The sequence below is a fragment of the Alphaproteobacteria bacterium genome (assembly GCA_024244705.1).
GTDB lineage: Bacteria > Pseudomonadota > Alphaproteobacteria > JAAEOK01 > JAAEOK01 > JAAEOK01.
This window is the reverse complement of sequence record JAAEOK010000042.1, coordinates 106,124-128,459: the sequence shown is the minus strand read 5'-3', so window position 1 is coordinate 128,459 and position 22,336 is coordinate 106,124. Positions and strand designations below refer to the sequence as shown.

Here is a 22,336-nt window from a genome sequence, read left to right as displayed (position 1 = left end):
TAACCGAATTATATTTCAACGGCTTGCAAGACGTTATTGCGGTATTGTCCTAGCATGAAGGATCGCGCCGACGACACCGAATCGATGGAGGAGATTCTCGCTTCGATTCGACGCATTGTAACGGCGGACAGCGATAAGCCGTGCCAGGTCAAGGGTCGTGATTGCACGACCGAAGGGCCTTCTCCGATCGACGACGACGTGCTGCTTTCGACCGAAGTGGTCGAGCGAGACCGCCGCATCGCCGCCAAAGATGATGCCGCAATCGAGTCCTCCGATAGTGCCCAATCTGGGCGGCTCTCGCCATCAAGCCCGCACCGTGTCGACGAGGATCGTGGCGAAGCCCGTCCCAATCCGTCGGCGCAGTCCTCCGACGCCGTCAATAGGGAAGACGTCGCGTCGGCAACCTCCCAAGCGGTCAGTAGATTGGCCGGTACCATGGCCGGACGGGAAGGATCGGAAAATTCGAGCTCACAGCTTAGGTCCGCGATGACGGCGGATATGACGATCGAGGAATTGGTCGGCTCGTCGTTGCGGCCGATGCTCAAAGCATGGCTCGACGAAAACCTCCCCGACTTGGTCGAGCGGTTGGTCAGGCAGGAAATAAAGAAGGTCATTCGCGATAAGGCCGATTGACCGGCTTGGCCACGACACGTCCCGAGGCCGCTGCCAAGTCAGATCAGAAGTCGCTGTCGGTTCGCAAAAACCCTATGAAATTGCGGAACGGTTCGGCTAAAACAGCGCTCCCGGAGATCTGAACAACCAAACGGATTCAGCAATGCTGGACAAATCCTATCGGCCGGCCGAGGTCGAGGCAAAGCTCTACGACCGGTGGGAAGCGGATGGTGCCTTTGCGGCGCATCTCGGGTCCGAAAAGACGCCCTATACAATCATAATGCCGCCTCCCAACGTGACTGGGAGCCTCCATATCGGCCACGCGCTTACGTTCACCATCCAAGACGTGCTGATCCGCTATTACCGGATGCGCGGCCGCGATGCCCTGTGGCAACCGGGAACGGACCATGCCGGCATCGCGACCCAGATGGTCGTCGAACGCAATCTCGCCGAGGAAGGGAAGACGCGGCACGATCTCGGCCGAGAGGGTTTTGTTGCCAAGGTCTGGGATTGGCGGGCGCACTCCGGCGGCACGATATTGCAGCAGTTGCGTCGCTTGGGTGCGTCGGCCGACTGGCCGCGAGAATGCTTTACCATGGACGAGGGGCCGTCCGGTGCGGTGCGTAAGGTCTTCGTCGATCTCCACAAGCAGGGTTTGATCTATCGCGCCAAGCGGTTGGTCAACTGGGACCCGAAACTGCATACCGCGATCTCCGACCTCGAAGTCGAGCAGCGAGAGATCAAGGGCAAGCTGTGGTATTTCAATTATCCGATCGAAGGCGAGGACGGACATTTTGTCACCGTTGCCACAACGCGCCCGGAGACGATGCTCGGTGACACCGGGGTTGCCGTCCATCCCGACGACCCGCGCTATGCCGATCTTCACGGCAAGTTCGCGCTTCAACCCATCACCGGCTATCGCTGCCCCATCGTTGCCGACGAATACGCCGATCCCGAGCAGGGCAGTGGCGCCGTCAAGATCACCCCGGCCCATGATTTCAATGATTTCGAAGTTGGCCGGCGCCACAATCTGGCGGCGCTGAACATCTTCGATTCCGAGGCGCGGGTTATTGGACCCGAGAACGCCGAGACGACATTTCGACTGGGCGACAGCGACGATGACGAGTCTACGCCGTGCATCGACTGGGTTCCCGAGGCCTACCGCGGTCTCGACCGATATGAAGCGCGGGAGATAATTGTCGCCGAGATGACGGCGCGCGGCCTGCTCGAAAAAATCGAGGAACCGATCCATGTCGTGCCCTATGGCGACCGATCAGGCGTTCCGATCGAGCCGTGGCTGACCGATCAATGGTTCGTCGATGCGAAAACGCTGGCTGGACCGTGTATCGAGGCGGTCGAGCAGGGACGCACGGTTTTTGTGCCTAAGAACTGGGAAAATACGTACTTCGAGTGGATGCGGAATATTCAGCCATGGTGCGTGTCGCGCCAGATTTGGTGGGGCCACCAGATCCCGGCCTGGTACGGACCCGACGGGCACATCTTCGTCGAATACTCCGAGCAGGAGGCTGAAGCCGCCGCCGCCGCGCACTACGGAAAAAAGGTGGCGCTCGAGCGCGACCCCGATGTGCTCGACACCTGGTTCTCTTCCGCGTTATGGCCGTTTTCGACCCTCGGCTGGCCCGAGGAGACCCCCGAATTGGCCCGCTACTATCCCGGTGACGTGCTGGTGACCGGGTTCGATATCATCTTCTTCTGGGTCGCACGGATGATGATGATGGGCGTCCATTTCATGGGTGATGTGCCATTTCACACCGTCTACATCCATGCCCTGGTGCGGGACGCCAAGGGTCAGAAGATGTCGAAATCCCGGGGCAATATCGTCGATCCGCTAGACATCATCGACAGTTTTGGTTCCGACGCGCTGCGGTTTACCCTGGCGGCTCTCGCGGTGCCCGGTCGCGACGTAAAGTTGGCGGAAACCCGCATCGAAGGTTATCGCAACTTCGCCACGAAACTGTGGCAGGCATCGCGATTCTGTCAGATGAACGGCTGCCTATCGAACCCCGCATTCGATCCCGCATCGGCGACACAGGCCGTCAACCGATGGGTCGTCAGCGGAATCGCGAGCTTGGAAGAACGGCTGCGGACCGCGATGGAGGCCTATCGATTCAATGATGCGGCCAACGAACTCTATCATTTCATTTGGCACAGCTTTTGTGACTGGTACATCGAGTTCATCAAACCCGACGACCGCAGCGGTGTCATCGATGACGAGACGCGGGCGACCGCGGGGTGGGCGCTCGACCAACTTCTGATCATGCTGCATCCCCTTATGCCGTTCATTACCGAAGAGCTGTGGGGCGAACTGGGACCCAAGCGCGATGGGCTACTGATTACGACAGATTGGCCGGACTATGCGCCGGATCTCGTGGATGGCGTCGCCGCCGCCGAAATAGAGGCCATCGTATCGATCGTCAGTGAAATTCGCGCCGTGCGGTCGGAGATGAATGTGCCGGCCAAGGCCAAGGTTCCCCTCACGGTACAGGATCCGGATCCGATTCTCTCGGCGCGATTGGAGGGCCATCGCGAGCGGATCCGACGACTAGGCGGACTGGCTCAGATCGAGTTCGATAACAAGCTGCCGGGTGACGCGGTGCAGATCGTCAAGGACGGTGCGGTATTTGCTCTATCGCTTGGCGACTTCATCGATGTCGCTGCGGAATCGGCCCGGTTGCGGAAGGAGATCGAGAAGCTCGGCGGCGAAATCGACAAGATCGATAAGAAACTTGGCAATAAGGGGTTCCTGGCCAAGGCGCCGACCGATGTCGTCGCCACCCAACGCGAGCGGCGGGAAGAGGCGGAACGCACGCGGAATCGGTTGGTAGAGGCGCTGGGGCGTTTACCCAACTCTTAAGAATCAATTGTGGGATTCTCGTTCAATTGAAAACCGTCCTCATCAATTATGCCGACTGCCCGTTCTTGAAATCCCAGGTTCGAAATACGTGGACAGGGCTAACGGCCGGCCGTATCGACCTTTGTTGGTCTTATGGCGCCGGTGATCTCGATGAGGCCTTCCGACGCAAGAACAAGGAGGTCTTGGACCAGGATCGGGGCGCCGGCTATTGGTTGTGGAAACCTTATATCATTGCCGATGCGCTCGAGAAGGCGGAACCGGGCGACGTTCTGATCTATTGCGATTCCGGTTCCGTGTTTATTCGATCGGTGGAACCCCTTGTGCGCCTATGTTGCGACGAGACTCCCGGCGTGCTTGGATTCGTTTGCGATACCGGTACCGAGCGGACCTGGACGAAGCGCGACGCCTTCATTCTGATGGATTGCGACCGCGCGGAATTCCATGACGACAAGCAGATCGAGACAGGATTACTGATATTCGTTTGCAACGAATTTAGTCGCACCTTTGTCGCCGAATGGCTGCGGTTCGCCCTGGACCCGAGAATCTTGTCCGATGCCGAAAATGAATGTGGCAAATCCAACATGGCCGGCTTTCGTGACCATCGTCACGACCAGTCGATCTTCAGTTTGCTATGCAAGAAGAATGGTCTGAGCGGACGCAGCCATCGTCTCGCCAACGGTCCGATCGTCCGGCCCGCGCGCGTCGATATCGATAGGTTGCACGATTGGCTCCGCCCGCGTCCCAAGCTGCGTTGGATTTCGAGATGGGCACGCCCGATATCCCTAAGACGCTGGCGGCGGCCAAATCACAATCCTGCGGGCGCCGTGAATGTGCGCCTTGATAGCGTCAAATCGGCAGACCAGCAGGTCGGTCAATGAGGTGGACATCCAACAATCGACTCGACCGAATATCGGGCTTGTTCGCCGCAACCGTTGTCGCCTGCTCCTTGTGTGGAGAGGTCCTGGCTTCGCCTTACTTCGGGCAAATGGTAGGCTCGACCGTGATCGAGCCGTTTTCCGGGTATCAACAAATTCAGACTGCACCGTCATCGCATGAAGTCTCGGCCTATGACGGCCTCCACAAGGCCGCGATAGCCGGCGATATCAGCGAGATCCAGCGTTTGGTGTCCGCGGGAGACGGTGTTGACGTGCGCGATGGGCATGGCCGAACACCGTTGATGATCGCCGGCTATCAACGGGATCTCGGTGCCGCCCAGGCGCTGATCGCAGCCGGCGCCGATATCAATGCCCTCGATGGGGATCAATACGATGTGCTCACCATCGCCGCGGTCATCGACGATATCGACATGGTCAATCTCGCCATCGCCTCGGGGGCCGATACCGGACTTGTCACCAGCCCTTACCAGGGCACGGCATTGATCGCCGCATCGCACCTCGGCCATGTCGATGTCGTGCAGGCCCTCATCGATGGCGGCGCACCTCTCGACCACGTCAACAATCTTGCTTGGACGGCCTTGATCGAGGCAATCGTTCTTGGCGACGGCGGGCCGAATCATATCGCGATCGTTCGATCGTTGATCGAGGCCGGCGCCGATATCGACCTCGCCGACGGGCGCGGGACACGGCCGCTCAGCCTGGCCCGTCAACGCGGCTATACGACGATCGCGGCCCTGCTCGAGGCGGCCGGCGCGCGACCCTGACACCCTGCAATATCGCGCCGATATTCGGCGCCGGCGGCCGCACGCATGTGGCGGTTCAACGACAACGGAAATCCTCGGCGTCTAGCCAGCCGAAAGCGCCTCGTCGATGGCCGCTATGGCCCGTTGCACGTCGTCGGCATTGTTGTAATGCACCATGCTGATGCGCAGCACGCCGCGTTCGGCATCGAGGCCGTAGCCTTCGAGTGCGCGCGGCGCGTAGAAGTGACTAAGGCCGATATTGACCTGCCGCGCCGCGGCCATGGCCTGTATCGCGGCCAGGTCCTTGCCCGGCACGTCGATTGAGAAAGTTGGCACCCGCCGCGTCTTATCGGCGGTCATCAGGCCGAGCAGGCGGATCGAAGGGGTGCTCTCCAGATAGTCGACGAATGGCGTGACCAGCCGTTCCTCGAAATCCTCGAACAACCCATAGACGGCGCGGACGCGGGCTTGAACGTCGTTTGCCGGGGTCATGAAATGGTACGCGTAAACGCTGTCGAAATAATCGATGACACCCTTGAGCGCGGCCGTGAATTCGTGGTTCACGCCGCCCGGATTGAGCTTCAGCGGAATGGTATCCTCGCCGAAGAAATAGTGGTTTTGGCCTTTGGCCCGCAGGAAATGCTCACGCTTCCCATAAAGGGCGGCAACGTGCGGGCCATAGAGCTTGTAAATGCTGCAAGCGAGAAAGTCGACATCGAGCGCCTTGACGTCAATCGCCCGATGGGATCCGAGGGCGACCGCATCGACACAGACGACGGCACCGGCCTCGTGAGCAAGCGCCGTAAGGCCGGCGACATCGTTGATCGTGCCGGTAATATTCGAGCACGCGGAGAAACACACGAATCGGGTTCGGTCGGTAAGCAGTGCGCTCAGGGCATCCGAATCGAGTCCCCCCGTATCGGGGTTGAAGCACCACTCCTTGACGGTAACACCAATCTCTTCTAGGCGCCGCCACGGCGTGTTGTTGGCTTCATGGTCGAGATTGGTCACGATCACCTCGTCGCCTGGCCGGAGCCAGGGTCGAACGGCGTGCGACAAGACGTAGACGTTCATTGAGGTCGAAGGACCGATGATGACTTCGTCGGCCTCGGCGCCAAGCGCCGTCGCGATTCCATTCTGCCCAGCGGCAATTCTCTCGGATGCCAATTTCGACGCGCCGACGATGCCCGGCTGCACCTGAGATTCGCTCATATAAGCGACGGTACTGTCGATCACCGAACCAGGAACATAAGAGCCGCCGGCGTTTTCGAGAAAGGCCCACCCATCCGCCAAGGGCGGAAACTGCGCGCGAACAAATTCGATGTCGAGACTGACGTCGGCGGGCATTTGCGGCCCCTTTCTGGTTGAATTGATGCGGCACTCTATCGGCCTCGCCGCGCCCGGGTCAATGAGCCGCCGAGGCATTCAAATTGCGGTATTTTGGACCTGGGAACGGATCATGTCCGTGGAACGGCGAAGCCGTCCGGAGCCTCGTTTCGGATCATCAGATATGGGCCTAAGCGGTCGAAAACCAGATAGGGATTGACGTCGGGAGCACAAGGTTTAGGCGCCATATAGCATTGTTGTCCGCTGCGGGGCTCGAAAATGGTCACGCCGTCGATCGTTGTGTGGCGATCGACACTGGGGCGCAATTCGGCCGGGTCCGGCGCCCAGCTTCGCCATCGAAGGTCCAGGGTGGTTACGAAAAATGCAAAAACCAGGGCGTAGAAGGGGAGGATCACGGCGCGCCCACCGCGCCCGATATTGAAATCGGCGACGCCGGGCCACAGAATCATCGTACCCGGCAAGACGGCCAAGGCCACGAACGGGCCCACTATGTATCGCGGCTGAGGACCCAGCAGGAACCAGAACGCGATACAAACCAGGATCGTCAAGCCCAACCAGAACAGGGCGGCCCAAGCCAACCGTCTATCTCCCGAGGATGTTCTCGACCTCGGCGGTGGTCGAACAACGAGCTCTAGAGCACGAACCAGGACGGCGATCGCCGTGACAATTGCGATGGCTTTCGGCATTTTGCTCAGTCTCGGCACGCGAGTGTTCCAGATAATATCGAACCATGTCGGAACCCATGCCCAATTGTCGCCGTACATGCGATGCAAGAGCGGCTCATTGCTGAGAAATCGCGGGAACATGTGGATATGGGTGGATTCGAGCTGAACGTCGAGGGCGCGCACCGCCCATGGGAGGGTGTGAAAGCATGTCGGTGCCGACGGATAGACCAAGCATCCGGTGAGCACGAAGGCCCGCAACGACCACAGCATTCCGATGACGCCGACCACCAGGCCCAGTCGAAACACGGGCAGCTTGGGAAGGCGGCCGATCCACGATGCCGCAACGATACCGATCGGCAATAGCAATACCGGCACGAGCGCGAGCTTTACCAATATCGTCATCACCGACAACAACGCCAGAATTACCGCATCCAGCCGAAAGTCCGATATCTCTTCCGCGTTCCCGAAACAGCCCCTATCGACGGTGCGAAGGAACAGGTACACGGACATTACGACAAGCATGGCGGTGACATTGTCGGTCGACGTTATGCCGGTGATGAGAAAGTAGTTGCCGCGGAGCAGCAAGAATATGAGCGTCAGGGCGGCGAAACTCGTCGACAGGGGGAGCGCCCGCCATCTCTCCGCCGCCAGCACATGCTGCATGAGCGCGTGCAACACGAATAAGACCGGCAGGGCTTCGGCCAAAAAAATGCCGCGCACACCGAATCCAGGCAGCCAGGCCAAGGCGCCGACACCGAGCCACACGGAATTGAACCCGAATCGGCCGTGGATTTGGGCCAAGCCGAAAATCACCGGCTCGTCCCGCATCCACATCATCGCCTGTAGATGATAAAACCCGCTGTCATATGTTAGGGGGCGGTCGGGGATGTAAATCGCGAATATGACGATCAACGCGAGCAACAAAGCGAGACCGGCCACCGGCGACGGGGAGAAGGCCTTGTACAACGACCGACAATACACGACCGCGGCCGCGACGCCGGCGCCGATGACAATCCAGGGCACGGGCCCACCCAAAGGGATTGCGAAATGAACTGTAAGCGCGATCAAAGCGAGGGTCAGGAGACCCATCAATCCGGTTTCGCCGATTGAAGGCGGCTGCGCCCGGGTGAGCACACCGATACGACCCAGTCCGCGGATTGAAAGTATCCCCAGTCCGAGGGATCCGACGACAAGCAGGAAAAGAAGGACTATTCCGAGGATCATGCGCCGCCCGATGTGGGTACGTCGGCGAAAGCATCGTGCCATCGCCTCGAAAACCTTCGGTCGAATTCGAAACTGCGCCGGACGTAAGGCGCTTTCAAATGGTTTCCCGTCGACGTGTCGATACTGCGGTGTATCATTGCGCGGGGCGCTCGACCTCAGGAAGATTCAGACCAATTACCTCTAACGTAATGGCCTCGGCGCAGCCGTTGCGTCAAGATCGATTCAGGGAATCTGTATAAGCAAGAAACCAGGACGATGACTATGGCCGCCCCGTCTATTTCGACCTTCGGCAGCCAACTTCGCTATTGGCGACGGCGTCGCGGCCTGAGCCAGCTCCGTCTCGCGACCGAAGCCGATATCTCCGCGCGTCATCTCAGCTTCATCGAAACCGGGCGGTCAAAGCCGAGCCGCGACATGGTGGTGCATCTTGCCGCGGTGCTGGATGTGCCGTTGCGCCATTGCAATACGCTGTTGAATGCGGCGGGCTATGCGGAGGCGTTTCCGGCGCGCGACCTGTCGGTGCCGGAGATGGCCCCGGTCGCCAGGGCGCTCCGTTTTTTGCTCGACAATCACGAGCCCTATCCGGCCGTCGTTATCGACCGGCTGTGGAACCTGATCATGGCGAACGGCGCCATTCAACGGTTGATCGGATTCCTCGATATGCCGCTGGCGGCGGCGGACGGGACACGGCCGAATCTGCTCAAGACCTTTTTTGACCCGAACGGACTCCGTCCCGCGATCGTGAATTGGGAGACTGTCGCCGCCGGGATCATAGTACGGCTGCAACGCGAGACGGCGGCAGCGGGAAACGACGCCGAGGCCGTGCGGCTCATCGGGGAGCTGTTGAGCTATCCCGGGGTGCCGGCGCAGTGGCAGGCCTTCGAGCCGGATGCGGAAACCGATCCGATGATCGCGATCGATATAGAGAAGAATGGCAATGTGCTCCGGTTTTTCACCTTGATCTCCACCTTTGGCACGCCAAACGATGTCACGCTTCAGGAACTGCGGACCGAGACCATGTTTCCGGCCGACGCGGACACCGACAAGTTCCTGCGGGATTTGCCGGTACCTTAGATCGCCAATCGAATGCCGACCGCCCTCCGATCGACAGGAAAATGATTCAGGGCCGAATTGCGCTGGCACCGGCGGGTCGCCATCGCTATCTTGCCGCCAGAGCCCTTTCTATGAATTCAGAGCGATTCTGACGGAGCGGTTTTGGCTGTCGGGCGGGAGCGAGGAGCGACGACATGCCGAAGCATATCGAGCGACGAGCGACACCCTCGGCGGCCAAAAGCGCCCGTCCCGTAGGGTTTCCATCTGGCCGCCGACCACGGCGTCAGCAAGCTTGCCCGATGCTTCTGCATCGCGCTGCGCGTGCTTCCTTGTGGACCGGCGCGCCACATGCGAAACAGAATTGACTCGGAGTTCATAGAAAGGGCTCTGTATCCGGAACCCAATGCCGAGGACATGTTGCCATGAGTGAAACCCGGTACGACAAATCGAATTTACCCAGCCGCCATACCACGGTCGGGCCGGAGCGCGCGCCGCATCGCTCGTACCTTTATGCCATGGGACTCAAGGAAGCGGAGATCTACCAGCCCTTGGTCGGCGTGGTCACGACGTGGAACGAAGCGGCGCCGTGCAACATCGCGCTGGCGCGCCAGGCGCAGGCCGTGAAACGCGGGGTCGACCGCGCCGGCGGAACGCCGAGAGAATTTACCACCATCACCGTCACCGACGGCATCGCCATGGGTCATGAAGGCATGAAATCATCGCTGGTGTCGCGAGAGGTCATCGCCGATTCGACCGAGCTCACGATGCGCGGTCATTGCTACGACGCGCTGGTCGGCCTCGCTGGCTGCGACAAGTCGCTGCCCGGGCTGATGATGGTGATGGTACGGCTGAACGTGCCCTCGGTCTTCATGTATGGCGGCTCGATCCTGCCCGGCCAGTTCAAGGGCAAGGACGTGACCGTGATCAATGTCTTCGAGGCCGTGGGCGGCCATGCGGCAGGCAAGGTCAGCGATGACGAGCTCCATGAACTCGAAGCGGTGGCGTGCCCGTCGGCGGGATCGTGCGGCGGCCAATTCACCGCCAATACGATGGCCTGTGTTTCCGAAGCCATCGGCCTCGCGCTGCCGGGCTCGGCGGGAGCGCCCGCTCCCTACGAGAGTCGTGACCAATACGCCGAGGCGTCGGGCGAAGCAGTCATGGCTCTGCTCGCCAGCGGGGTCCGGCCGCGCGACATCGTCACCAGAGAGGCGCTCGAGAACGCGGCGGTTATCGTCGCTGCGTCCGGCGGTTCGACGAATGCTGGGCTTCATCTTCCGGCTATCGCGAACGAGGCCGGCATCGAATTCGACCTTGAGCACGTTTGCGAGATCTTTCGCAAGACCCCCTATATTGCAGACCTCGTGCCCGGCGGGCGGTACGTTGCCAAGGACATGTACGAGGTCGGCGGAGTGCCGGTCTTGATGAAGACGCTGCTTGATGGTGGATATCTCGACGGCAATTGTCTAACCGTGACCGGCAAGACAATCGCCGAGAACCTTGAGGGGGTGGTGTTTCCGACCGATCAAGACGTCATTCGGCCCGTCAGCAACCCGTTGTCTTCGACCGGCGGGGTCGTTGGCCTCAAGGGGTCGCTGGCGCCCGAGGGGGCGATCGTAAAGATTGCCGGGTTGACTCAGCTGCAGCATTCGGGCCCGGCGCGGGTTTTCGAACGCGAGGAGGACGCTTTCAGCGCGGTGCTGACGGACCAGATCAAAGACGGCGATGTCATGGTAGTTCGCTATGAAGGGCCGAAAGGCGGACCGGGCATGCGCGAGATGCTGGCCACGACCTCGGCACTCATCGGACGCGGATTGGGACAGAAGGTTGCGCTCATTACTGATGGCCGCTTTTCCGGCGCCACACGTGGCCTGTGCATCGGCCATGTCGGGCCCGAGGCGGCGGTCGGGGGGCCGATCGGAATGCTCAAGGACGGCGACATGATCCACATCGATGCGGAAGCCGGAACCCTGAACGTCGATTTGTCGGAGGACGAATTCGCGGCACGGCGGCGAGCTTGGTCAGCGCGGACGAACAATTATCAATCCGGCGCATTGTGGCGTTATGCCCAGACGGTTGGGCCGGCCTATAAGGGCGCGGTCACTCATCCGGGGGCGACCGCGGAAACGCACGTCTATGCCGATATCTGACGGCGGGACCGGGGCCGCGTCATCGTTGAGCTGACCGCGCCAAGTCCGCTAGATCGATGTACACGCTCTATTACACGACACGATCGTACACCCACGAATCGACGGCCCTGGTCGCGCGGATCGCTCTCGAAGAGGTCGATGCCACATATGAGGTGGTGGAGGTCGAGCTCAAGCCGGCGCCACCCGATTGGTATTTGGCGCAAAACCCGCATGGCAAGATTCCCTCGCTGGTCGACGGCGATATTGTCGTTTATCCCTCGGCGGCGATCCTGTTCCATTTGGCCGACAAGCACCCCTCGACGGCCTTGTGCCCGGCCGTGGGCTCGACCGCTCGCGGCCTGTGCTACCGCCATATGTTCGACATGGCCGAAATGGTCCAGGGCGCCTACATGATGGCCTATTATCCGGCACGCTATTCGACCGATGAATCCGACGCCGACCGGATTCGTCATCGCGGCATCAGCTGGATCGTCCGCTATTGGTCCGAAATCGATGCTCGCCTCAAAGATGGGCCGTTCGTGCTGGGGATCAATTACTCGATCGCCGACATTTACCTTTATGTGCTTGCGCGCTGGTACTTCGAGGTCCGTGGCCGGTGGCACGCCGATGAAATGCCCGATTTCGATCGGTTCATCCATGCCGCCCAAACGGTGGCCCGAATCGAATCCCGTCCGGCGGTGAAGCGGGCCCTTGTCGCGGACGAGATCGAACCCATCCTTCCCGCTCGATCAGACTGATTTCGGCAGCGCGTAGTTGGCCCGCACGTAAGCCTCCTCGAAGCCCATTTTGACGATATTCTTGTACGAGTGCTGGGGGTCGCCGGGGACTTCTTCGCCGGTTTCGGTGACGAGCATGCGACATCCGAGGTCGAGGGCCGCCACGATGCGCGCGCGCAAGACGGCGCTCTGGCCGCCGCGGCCGCGGAAATCGGGAGCAGTCGCGCCCCAATCGCACCAGCCGATGCCGTCGTGGACGAACAGCGCTCCGGCGCCGGCGGGCTCGTCCCCCGCGAAACTCATGAAGATGTGCCAATTGGGACGGCCGACGAGTCGCGCCAGCCACGGCGCGCCCGCCGATCCGACATCGAAGGCGTCGGCCTCGATGCGTCCGAAGGCGTCGGCGGTTGCCGGTCGAATATCGAGCGTCGTCTCGACCGCCGGCGGCGCTTCGCGTCCGCGCCTGAATTTGGCCCACCCGCGTGTCGGTTTTAGGCCGAACTCACCGAGCCATCCCGGAAGTTCGTCGGGTTGCGCTTGGTGATGGACGTGGACGAAATAGCGCGCGGCACCGGCGGCGCGATAACGGGCGACCATGTCCGCCACCAAGTCGCGGTCGGCGGGTTTCGTAAGGCCAAGGCCGATCGTTCGGTTGATGACGATCGCCGAAGCGGGCAGGCCGCCGGCAATCAAACAGTGGGCCGACCCAAGGGCTCCGCTTTCAATCTTCAGGGCCGCGCGAAGTTCCTCGGATGCCGCCGCGCCGAGATCTTCCACCGCGGCCCTCTCGACCGCCTCGATTTCATCGACCATGAGAATACGCCCGCCTTCTTCTAGGATTGAGTTTCGTCAAATTAGCGGATTGTCGCCCGGTGATGCCATCGCCTAATACCAAGGCTCGATAATCGGGACCCATCCATTGATCCCCGTTGTGGTGACGACGATCGCAACGGCGTGCGAACATTCGCAATATAGGCCTTCGATTGCTTTGTCGGATAGTTTATGGAGCAGCTAAGCCGGCGGGGCGCATTACCCCGTCGCGGCGACGGAAGGAAGCGATCATGGCGCGTATCGCAATCGGCGGTTTCCAGCATGAAACCAACACTTTTGCACCGGCAAAGGCGACGTTCGCCAATTTCGCCGCGCCCGATGCATGGCCCGGATTGACCGTCGGTAATGAGATCCTGACGGCGGTCGCGGGTATCAACCTGCCCGTTGCCGGCGCCATCGACTCGCTCGCTGCCGATGGTCACGAGATCGTGCCGATCCTGTGGTGTGCGGCCGAGCCCTCGGCCCACGTCACGGAGGACGCGTTCGAGCGTATTTCGGAGATGCTGCTCGACGGCCTCATCGCCCAGGGTCCTTTCGATGGCATCTACCTCGACCTCCACGGGGCGATGGTGACCGAGCACCTCGAGGACGGGGAGGGGGAGCTCCTGCGACGTATTCGAGATGTAATAGGGCGCGAGGTGGCCGTCGTCGCGAGCCTCGACCTTCACGCCAATATCAGCCCGGCCATGGTGGAAGGCGCCGATTTCCTGAGCGCCTATCGCAGCTATCCCCATATCGACATGGCGGCGACGGGCGCGCGGGCGGCGCACGCGCTGACTCGGATTTCGCAAGATGGTACCGCGCCGCGTGCGGTCCTTCGCCAGTTGCCCTTTCTTATCCCCTTGGTGTGGCAGAGTACGCTCGACGAGCCCGCAAAGGGCATCTATGAGACGGTCGCCGCAATTGAGGCCGACAGCGACGCCTCGCTTTCTTTTGCGTGCGGCTTTCCGCTTGCCGATATCCCCGACTGCGGCCCCGCGGTTCTTGCCTATGACCGGGATCGGAGCCGAGCGGAAGCCGCGGCCGAGCGACTGGTCGCTCTGATCGATGAACGACGCGCGGAATTCGCGGGACGATCATGGTCGCCCGCCGCCGCGGTCGCGGAGGCGCTGCGTCGCCGAGCGACGGCGCAGAAGCCCGTTGTCATCGCCGATACTTGCGACAATGCCGGCGCCGGTGCGACCAGCGGTACGGTTGCGCTGCTTGCCGAGTTGATGCGCCAACAGGCCGCGGGCGCGGTGTTCGGCCTCTTGTGTGATCCGGCGGCGGCGGCGGCGGCCCATGCCGCCGGGGAGGGGGCGACAATCGAGATTCGTCTGGGTAGCGCATCCTTGGCGCTCGACGATGACGCGGTCGAAGACAGTTTTCGGGTGGCACGGCTAGGCGACGGCCGATTCACGGGAACGGGACCGTTCTACTATGGCGCCCGAATGGAACTTGGCCCCATGGCCTTGTTCGAGCATCGGTCCGGCGTCCTGATTGCGGTCTCGAGCCGGAAGCAGCAAGCCGCCGATCGGGCCATGTTCCGCCACCTCGGTGTCGAACCGGATACGGCTCCGATCCTGGTGCTGAAGAGTTCGGTCCATTACCGGGCCGATTTCGAGCCGATCGCGGATTCACTTCTGGTCGCAAACGGGCCGGGCGCGGCGCTGATCGACCTGTCGAATCTCTCCTATCGACGATTGCGTCCGAGCGTTGCCCTTTCCTGATCGCGATTGGCCGCGGGGAAGGGGCGGGAATTTCACGATAACGTCATCGCCCCGCCGATCCTTGTTTTGATATGGTTGCTGCCTGCAGACACAGGAGGCGACTATGCTGCGCACTTTGTCCCAATCCCTTCTAGCCGTTAGTGCGACCGTTCTCATATTCGCCGTGGCGCCGGCCACTAAAGCGCAGGACGTTAAGCGCGAAATCACCAACATGGCCGGCGATCTTTATCGCTTTCAGAATAAATTTCATTTCTCCGTCTTTCTGGTCACGCCGGATGGCGTGATCGCGACCGATCCGATCAATGCGGAGGCGGCGGCCTGGTTGAAAGACGAAATCGCTAAGCGCTTTCAGGCCGAGGTCAAGTACGTGATCTACAGCCACGATCATGCCGATCACAGTTCCGGCGGCGAGGTCTTTGCGCCGACGGCGACCTTTATCGCCCACGACAATGCGCGGAAAACCATCCTTGGCGAAGGCCGGCCGACGCCGGTGCCCGACATCTCCTTTTCCGACTCGATGACCATCGAATTGGGCGGCAAGGTGGTCGAGCTCACCTATGTCGGACGCAATCACTCGGACAACATGATCGTCATGAGTTTTCCGGCGGAACGCGCCCTATTCGCGGTCGACTTCATTCCAATACGGACACTCGCTTTTCGCGATCTGCCTGATGGCTATGTTCCGGACTGGATCGACTCCTTGCGAACGGTCGAGACGATGGATTTCGATATTTTGATCCCCGGACACGGGCCGGTCGGCAGCAAGGCAGACGTGACCGCCTTTCGTGAGTATATGACCGATCTAACCGACGCCGTATTAACCGCGATGCGGGACGGACAGTCTCTCGATGAGATGAAGCAGTCGATCAAGCTCGACAAGTACAAGGATTGGGGGCAGTACGAGGCGTGGTTGCCGATGAATATCGAGGGTGCCTATAACCGCATGGTCCTGCATCACCGCGGCAATTGACGGCCATGTTCGAAGGCTTCGATGAGCGCCGGATCAAGACCAGCGATGCCGATCTGTACGTAAGGCTCGGGGGCGCCGGGCCGCCCCTGCTTCTCCTGCACGGATATCCGCAGACCCATGTCGCATGGCACTTGGTGGCGCCGCGCTTGATGGAGGATTTTACATTGGTCGTCCCGGATCTCCGCGGCTATGGCGCAAGCCGTGGGCCGGCGCCCGATCCCGACCATATCAACTATTCGAAACGGGCGATGGCGCAGGACATGGTTGCGGTGATGGAGTCGCTGGGGCACCGGCGGTTCCGGGTCGCCGGACACGATCGCGGCGGACGCGTCGGCTACCGGTTGTGCCTCGACCATCCCGACCGGGCCGAGCGGTTCGCAGCCATCGATATCATTCCGACCCTCGACGTGTGGGATGAAATGGACGCCGACAAGGCGCTGGCAACGTATCACTGGCAGTTTTTGGCCGTTCCGCCGCCGGTCCCGGAACGGCTGATCGGTAACGATCCCGCCTTCTACATCACCCATCTGCTCGACCGCTGGGCGGGGCGTCCCAATGCGCTCGCGGCCGATGCCGTCGCGACCTATATCCAACAGTTCCACGACCCGGCAGTGGTCGCGGCGACCTGCGCCGACTACCGCGCCGGGGCGACCGTTGATCGCCGCCACGATTTGGCCGACCGGGAGGCCGGAAGACGGATCGCCTGCCCGGTGCTGGTGGTCTGGGGCCGCGGCTATCTGGGCGACAAGGCGGCGTCGCCGGCAGGGACCTGGCGCCGGTGGGCCGATCACGTTGAAGAGGTCGTCCTGGATTGCGGCCACTTCGTCGCCGAAGAGGCCCCCACGCAATGCGCCGAAGCGCTGAAGAAGTTTTTCGCATAGCGCATTGGTGTGTGGACTATCGACGTGACCGGAGCCGAGTTCGCCTTCAAGCGGCGTTTTTGCTACGATACCCGCGACCGCATGTGGTCATTCGGTGAGGAGTAGGGATATGAAAAACAAAGTCGTACAAACGGCCCTTGGAACGGTGGTTGCGGCGATGGTCGCAAGTTCGGTCGCCCAGGCCGACGGCCTGCTGGAGGAGATCAAGGATCGCGGCAAGATTGTCGTCGGCACCGAGGCCGCCTTCGAGCCCTTCGAGTTCGTCCAAGACGGCGAGATCGTCGGCTACAACAAGGACATACTCGTTTACATCGTTAACGATCTCGGCGTCGAGCTCGAGCAACTGGATCTGCCCTTCCAGGGCATCCTGCCAGGGGTTCTGGCCGGCAAGTTCGACCTCGTCGCGACCTCTGTGGCGATCAACGAGGAGCGTGCCAAGAAATATGCCTACACGCGTCCGATCGGAGATTTTGCCAACGCCATCGTCGCCCGCGCCGATGACGGCAGCATCAACAGCCCGGATGACCTCAATGGTAAGATCGTCGCCACTCAACTGGCCTCGTCCGTGCAACCGGTGCTCGAAGCCCACGACCAGGAGCTGGAGGACAAGGGTGGCAGCGGCTATGCCGAACTCAAGCTCTATCAGGCCTTTCCGGACACGCACGTGGCGCTGGCCAGCGGCCAGGTCGATGCGATCTCGATTGCAACGCCGAATGCCGCCGTGCTGATGAGCAAGGTTCCCAACACCTACAAGGTCGTCGGCACTGTCGGTCAGGCTGCGCACCTGGCGTGGGTCACGCGGCCCGACGACCTCGATCTTCGCGATTACATCAACGCCAAGATCGATGAGCTCAATGACGCCGGCAAGCTCGAGGAATGGCAGATAAAGTGGTTCGGTTTCACGATGGAAACGCCGAAGGACGGTTATCTACCGCCAAACGCATTCTGATCTGATTTCCGGCGGCTCTCGGCCCGCTGCCGCGGGCCGTCCGCGCTGGTGATGTTCGACCTCGGCGTCACGCTCGACAAGCTGCCGCTGTTCCTGCACGGCGCCTGGATCACCTTTGTCGTATCCTTGTTGGGTGCGTTGCTCGGCATCGTCGTCGGGGTCGTGCTGCTGCTGTTGCGGCGGCAGCCGCTCGCACCGTTGCGATGGTTTGCCGCCGTCTATGTCAGCTTCGTGCGCGGTACGCCGTTGCTGGTGCAGATTTTTCTCGTCTATTACGCATTGCCGGGGTTGACCGGTATCGACCTGCCCGCCTTCACCGCGGGCGTTCTGGCGCTCAGCCTCAACAGCGGCGCCTTCGTTACCGAGATCGTCCGTGGCAGCCTGACGGCGGTGCCGGACGGCCAGTTCGAGGCCGCCCGCGCACTGGGTTTGCCTCGCACTGTCATTTGGGGGCGGGTCATCATGCCGCAGGTCTTTCGCCTGTCGCTGCCGCCGCTGATGAACGAATTCACCATGCTGGTGAAGGCCTCGCCGTTGCTCTCGGTGATTACCGTCGTCGAGCTGACGCGGACGGCGCAGACCGTGATGAATGTCACCTATCGGCCGATCGAGGCCTTCGCGACCGCGGCGGTCATCTATTTTGTGATGTTGTTCGTCATAAGCTCGCTGTCGCGGGTCGTCGAGCGGCGCATGGCGGTGCAACGGGCATGAGCTTCGATGTCTCGGTCCTGACCGACAATTGGTACCTGCTGGCGGAGGGCTTGGGGACGACCGTGCTGATATGCGCGTTGGCATTGCCGCTCGGCTTCATAGCCGGCGTCGTGCTTGCACTAATGCGCCTTAGCGGAATCCGGCCGCTTCCGACGATCGTCATCGGTTATGTCGAGATTGTCCGCAATGTGCCGTTCCTGATTCAGATCTATCTTCTCTTCTTCGGCCTGCCCTTTCTCGGCATACGCATCGACGCCCTGCTACTGGCAGTGATCGCTCTCGCGGTTTATGCCAGCGCCTATTTCGCCGAGATCGTGCGCGGTGCGGTATTGTCGGTTCCCGACGGTCAGCACGACGCGGCGACGGCACTCGGCCTGCCGTTCTTGTTGATCTACCGCAAAGTCATCCTGCCGCAGACCCTGGGTTACCTGATCCCGGCTTCGACCAATCTGGCGATCACACTGATCAAGGAATCCGCCGTGCTGTCCGTGATCACCGTCGCCGAATTGACCTATATGTCGCAGTTCATCATCGGCCGGACATTTGCGCCGGTCGAGGTGTTCACCGCGATCGCGCTGATCTATTGGGCGCTGACGGCGACCGTCGCCGCAATCCTCCGCCATTTCGAGATACGCGTGGAGCGTGTCGGCCCGCTGTCGATGCCGAGCGGCCTCGGCCGCTGATCGACCCTTGGGTGTCCGACGGTCTATTCCCTCGGCTTGCGGCCTTCATAGGAGGGCAACCCGTCATCGGCCGTAACCCAAGGCCGGCGCGTGCTGGTCCAGATATGGTGGGTTGGCGGCCAGATGGCCGGATCGTCGGCGGTCGCGGTGGTCACATCGATCAGACCTTCGTCGTCGTCGTGCCGAAACGTGATCGAGCATCCGCAAGCCCCGCAGAAGCCGCGCTCGGCTTTCGCAGATGACTTGAATTTTTTGATCTTACCCTTTGTTATTTCAAATGATTTTTCAGGAAAAGTCATCCAACTCACATACACCGCACCGACACTGCGTTGGCACATGGAGCAATGGCAATTGGACGCGCTGACCGCCGTTTCGCCGATGCGATACCGAACCGCACCGCACTGACATCCGCCGAGGGTTTCATTTTCAATCAAGGCCCGAGTGTAAGCGGGACCGGTCTGGCAATGGAATCGGAATTTACCGACCGCAGGCAATTCGCCCGCCATCAAATTGCGCGATGAAGGGCTAAACCCTTCAGGCTTTCGAGACGTAGTCGAGGAGGGCGCGACCGAGATCCGAGACGACCGAGACCTCGTCGAATGAGACATCGACGTTGTTGAGGTACTGAAATCGAAGGACGTCTCCGTCACGCCGCTGGTTTGGGAAGATCCCGCCAAACAGGAATCCCAGATTGTCGGCCACCTCGCCGAAGGTCTCGGTGGCTGGATCGGCGAGGGGTAGATCGAGATATATGCAATCGAGCCGATGCAGGCACAGTTCGTGAAGGCGGCGCCGAACCGTATCGGCGAAGTCCGAGCCATAGGTGTTGATCGAAATGACCGCCTGATTGTGATCCCGCCGGACTTGAACGTCGAACCGCGTGATGCCTCCCGACTCGATCGGTCCCGGTGACCGAGCAAGCTGGCCATGGAGCGCGCCCGCGGCAAAGAGGCGTGCGATCATGTCGCGATGCCGGTCCGGCGAATAGATCGGCCTTGGCGGGGCGTCGTTTGTCTTGAGATAGTACATCACGACCGAGCGCCGTCGGTTTTCGGCCGCATTTTCGATCTGACGGTAGGAAACCGTTGCCGGGATATAGCCTAACAACAATCCGGTCTCATGGGCGCCGATGTCGATATTCGCCTTTTGACTGATTGGATGCGCCGCCGTGGCCTCGCTATACAGCCCGAATATCCCATTGTCGGCGGCCCAATCGGCGAGAGTTCGTTTCATCGAGGCGAGCAGATGGTGACCGCGATAGCGGGGGTCGACCACCGCCTGGCCCGATTCGACCACGCCGGCATCGGGCGCGGGTTTGAGCAGGGCCAAGTGACCGACGATTTCATCCTCGGCCGATACCGCAACGCAGGAATGGAGCAAGCCGGTCTCGAGCATGTGCTTGATGGCGTCCGGCTGGTAGACCCAGTCGGCATCGTAAGTGTAGCCGTAGGATAGGTAGACGCAGCGCGCCACGCCCGCCGCGTCGTCGGGTTTCATGGGGCGGATCCGGATTGGCGCGTCGGCGGGCACAAGGGGCGCGGTGCGGCGCGCCTCATGATCGCTCGGATCCAATGAAGCCCGGGTATCGGCGCCGTGTCCGCGATGCCGCACGATGAACTCCGCCCGATTACCTTGCCGGCCACGGTCTAGAATATGAACCTCATCAACCACTCCGCCGTGGAATGACTCGAACAACGGCGATTCGGGATCGGTAATATCGGCGGCGTGGTTCCACGGCATGCCTTCATCGTCAATGCGAACGACGAGCGATCCCGGCCGGGAGAGAAGCGCGAGTTCGCAGCGCGGTTGCTCATCGAACATTCGATCATCGGCCGATATGCCTTGGCAGAAAGATTCGATCAGGGTCTTGAGTCCATCGGCCTTTTCGTCCGCCAGGCCCAGTATCTTCATGCCGTCGCCCAACGCGGTGCTCGCCACGGCGATCATCCGATGGTCGCGTCCCAGGGCGATGCGGATGGTTTCGACCTCGGGTGTGGCCCCGCCGTCGTCGGTCACCCGGCGGCTCCCCGTGGCAGGAGTCGAAGCTCATGGGCCTTGGCTTCGAGTTCGTCGCGAAATTTGGGATGAGCGATCTCGATCAACGCGGCCGTGCGCTCGTGAACCCCCTTGGCATAGAGATCGGCGACGCCGTGTTCTGTCACCACATAATGGACGTCGCCGCGACTGGTTACGACGCCAGCGCCCGGTCTCAGGGTCGGCACGATACGGCTGAGCGCTTTATCTTTTGCCGTGCTCGGCAGCGCAATGATCGGTCGGCCGCCGCGGCTGCGCGCGGCGCCGCGCATGAAGTCGACCTGGCCGCCGATTCCGGAATAGAATTCGACACCGAAGGAATCGCTGTTCACCTGCCCGCTGAGGTCGACTTCGATCGCGCTGTTGACCGCCACGACATTGTCGTTCCGCGCGATTGTGAAAGGATCGTTGGTGAATTCGTTGCCGGCAAAGAATAACAACGGATTATCGTCGACGAATTCGTAGAGCCGCTTGGTGCCCATGGCAAAGCTGCAAACGATTTTTTCCGGCATCAAAGATTTGAGGCTGCCGTCTATGGCGCCGGCCTCGAACAGCTCGACGATGCCATCGGTCAGCATTTCGGTGTGAATGCCCAAATGCCGGCGGTCGGCAATTTGAGCCACCGCCGCGTTGGGAATGCCGCCAATACCGATCTGCAGGCAGTCGCCGTCGCGAATCAGGCTCGCCACATTGGCGCCAATCCGCGTCGTGACTTCGTTGGGATCAATCGGTGGCAACTCGGGCAACGGGTGGTCGACCTCGACGACAGCGTGAAGCTTGCTCACATGAACCGCCGTTTGGCCAAGGGTTCGAGGCATCTGGGGGTTCAACTCGGCGACCACGTGGCGGGCGTTGCGGATGGCGGAGACCACGAGGTCGGCGGAGACGCCCACGGTGCAGAAGCCGTGGCGGTCCGGCGGGCTGAGCTGAACCAACACCCAGTCGAGCGGCAGGCGTTCGTGAAACAGCGCCGGTATCTCGCCGAGAAAGATCGGAACCGCATCGGCGCGACCGTCGAGCACGGCTTGGCGCGTATTCGTACCGACGAAAAAGGCCGTGTGCTTGAAGCTCTCGGCGTATTCCGGATTGGTGTAGGGTGCAGGCCCGAGTGTCATGATGTGAACGATATCGACGCCGCGAAGCTGATCGGCGCGGGCGGTCATGGCCTCGACCAGCATTCGCGGTTCGGCTGCCCCGCTGCCGATAAGAACACGCTCGCCGGAGGCGATGCCGCTGACGGCGGTCGCGGCCGATACCGGTTTCGGCAATGAACCGGGCGTCGGGTTGTTG

Annotated in this window: 19 protein-coding genes; 13 read left to right on the top strand and 6 right to left on the bottom strand. The window is 61.2% G+C overall.

What is annotated here, in order from left to right; all coding sequences use genetic code 11:
- The first annotated feature begins 54 nt into the window (after positions 1-54).
- The 4 genes from GY791_06765 to GY791_06750 all read left to right on the top strand — a co-directional run bounded on the left by GY791_06765 (position 55) and on the right by GY791_06750 (position 5,147).
- Positions 55-633: a DUF2497 domain-containing protein gene (locus GY791_06765; protein ID MCP4328123.1), complete on the top strand. Its 579-nt coding sequence runs from the start codon at positions 55-57 to the stop codon at positions 631-633.
- 142 nt (positions 634-775) lie between these two features.
- Positions 776-3,487, top strand: coding sequence for a valine--tRNA ligase (locus GY791_06760; protein ID MCP4328122.1), 2,712 nt, complete (start codon positions 776-778; stop codon positions 3,485-3,487).
- Between the two features lie 26 nt (positions 3,488-3,513).
- Positions 3,514-4,365 (top strand): hypothetical protein, encoded by an 852-nt coding sequence (locus GY791_06755; GenBank protein ID MCP4328121.1) that lies wholly within the window; start codon positions 3,514-3,516, stop codon positions 4,363-4,365.
- Positions 4,366-4,472: 107 nt separating this feature from the next.
- Complete coding sequence (locus tag GY791_06750) at positions 4,473-5,147, top strand: ankyrin repeat domain-containing protein (GenBank protein MCP4328120.1); 675 nt, start codon at positions 4,473-4,475, stop codon at positions 5,145-5,147.
- A gap of 81 nt (positions 5,148-5,228) precedes the next feature.
- Here GY791_06750 and GY791_06745 read toward each other — a convergent pair whose 3' ends face one another.
- The gene (locus tag GY791_06745) at positions 5,229-6,473 is read right to left on the bottom strand and encodes an aminotransferase class V-fold PLP-dependent enzyme (GenBank protein MCP4328119.1); all 1,245 of its coding nucleotides are present in this window, start codon (positions 6,471-6,473) and stop codon (positions 5,229-5,231) included.
- A 110-nt stretch (positions 6,474-6,583) separates the two neighbouring features.
- Positions 6,584-8,362, bottom strand: a complete 1,779-nt coding sequence (locus tag GY791_06740; GenBank protein ID MCP4328118.1) for a hypothetical protein — start codon at positions 8,360-8,362, stop codon at positions 6,584-6,586.
- A 255-nt stretch (positions 8,363-8,617) separates the two neighbouring features.
- Between GY791_06740 and GY791_06735 the strand changes: the two genes are divergently transcribed.
- The 3 genes from GY791_06735 (at position 8,618) to GY791_06725 (ending at position 12,299) form a co-directional block, all read left to right on the top strand.
- Positions 8,618-9,436, top strand: coding sequence for a helix-turn-helix transcriptional regulator (locus GY791_06735; GenBank protein ID MCP4328117.1), 819 nt, complete (start codon positions 8,618-8,620; stop codon positions 9,434-9,436).
- A gap of 401 nt (positions 9,437-9,837) precedes the next feature.
- A complete protein-coding gene (gene ilvD / locus GY791_06730) occupies positions 9,838-11,562 on the top strand; it encodes a dihydroxy-acid dehydratase (protein ID MCP4328116.1) in 1,725 nt (574 codons plus the stop codon).
- A 56-nt stretch (positions 11,563-11,618) separates the two neighbouring features.
- Positions 11,619-12,299, top strand: coding sequence for a glutathione S-transferase family protein (locus tag GY791_06725; GenBank protein ID MCP4328115.1), 681 nt, complete (start codon positions 11,619-11,621; stop codon positions 12,297-12,299).
- Here GY791_06725 and GY791_06720 read toward each other — a convergent pair.
- Positions 12,291-13,091, bottom strand: coding sequence for a hypothetical protein (locus GY791_06720; GenBank protein ID MCP4328114.1), 801 nt, complete (start codon positions 13,089-13,091; stop codon positions 12,291-12,293). The two genes, GY791_06725 and GY791_06720, sit on opposite strands and share 9 nt — an antisense overlap.
- Positions 13,092-13,339: 248 nt before the next feature.
- Between GY791_06720 and GY791_06715 the strand changes: the two genes are divergently transcribed.
- The 6 genes from GY791_06715 to GY791_06690 all read left to right on the top strand — a co-directional run bounded on the left by GY791_06715 (position 13,340) and on the right by GY791_06690 (position 19,012).
- Positions 13,340-14,818, top strand: a complete 1,479-nt coding sequence (locus GY791_06715) for a M81 family metallopeptidase (protein MCP4328113.1) — start codon at positions 13,340-13,342, stop codon at positions 14,816-14,818.
- A gap of 103 nt (positions 14,819-14,921) precedes the next feature.
- A complete protein-coding gene (locus GY791_06710) occupies positions 14,922-15,788 on the top strand; it encodes an MBL fold metallo-hydrolase (protein ID MCP4328112.1) in 867 nt (288 codons plus the stop codon).
- Between the two features lie 5 nt (positions 15,789-15,793).
- The gene (locus GY791_06705) at positions 15,794-16,669 is read left to right on the top strand and encodes an alpha/beta hydrolase (GenBank protein ID MCP4328111.1); all 876 of its coding nucleotides are present in this window, start codon (positions 15,794-15,796) and stop codon (positions 16,667-16,669) included.
- A gap of 109 nt (positions 16,670-16,778) precedes the next feature.
- Entirely contained in the window at positions 16,779-17,618 is an 840-nt protein-coding gene (locus GY791_06700; protein MCP4328110.1) for a transporter substrate-binding domain-containing protein, read from the top strand.
- Positions 17,619-17,669: 51 nt separating this feature from the next.
- A complete protein-coding gene (locus GY791_06695) occupies positions 17,670-18,329 on the top strand; it encodes an amino acid ABC transporter permease (GenBank protein MCP4328109.1) in 660 nt (219 codons plus the stop codon).
- Complete coding sequence (locus GY791_06690; GenBank protein MCP4328108.1) at positions 18,326-19,012, top strand: amino acid ABC transporter permease; 687 nt, start codon at positions 18,326-18,328, stop codon at positions 19,010-19,012. The genes GY791_06695 and GY791_06690 overlap by 4 nt, the downstream gene beginning before the upstream one ends.
- Positions 19,013-19,035: 23 nt before the next feature.
- Here the strand turns inward: GY791_06690 and GY791_06685 are convergent, their stop codons facing one another.
- From GY791_06685 to GY791_06675, 3 genes are read right to left on the bottom strand one after another with little or no spacing between them, the layout of a single operon-like run.
- Positions 19,036-19,518, bottom strand: coding sequence for a GFA family protein (locus tag GY791_06685; protein ID MCP4328107.1), 483 nt, complete (start codon positions 19,516-19,518; stop codon positions 19,036-19,038).
- 28 nt (positions 19,519-19,546) lie between these two features.
- A complete protein-coding gene (locus GY791_06680) occupies positions 19,547-21,028 on the bottom strand; it encodes a GNAT family N-acetyltransferase (protein MCP4328106.1) in 1,482 nt (493 codons plus the stop codon).
- On the bottom strand, positions 21,025-22,314 hold the full coding sequence (locus GY791_06675; GenBank protein MCP4328105.1) for an acetyl-CoA hydrolase/transferase family protein: 1,290 nt from the start codon (positions 22,312-22,314) through the stop codon (positions 21,025-21,027). The genes GY791_06680 and GY791_06675 overlap by 4 nt, the downstream gene beginning before the upstream one ends.
- Positions 22,315-22,336 lie beyond the last annotated feature (22 nt).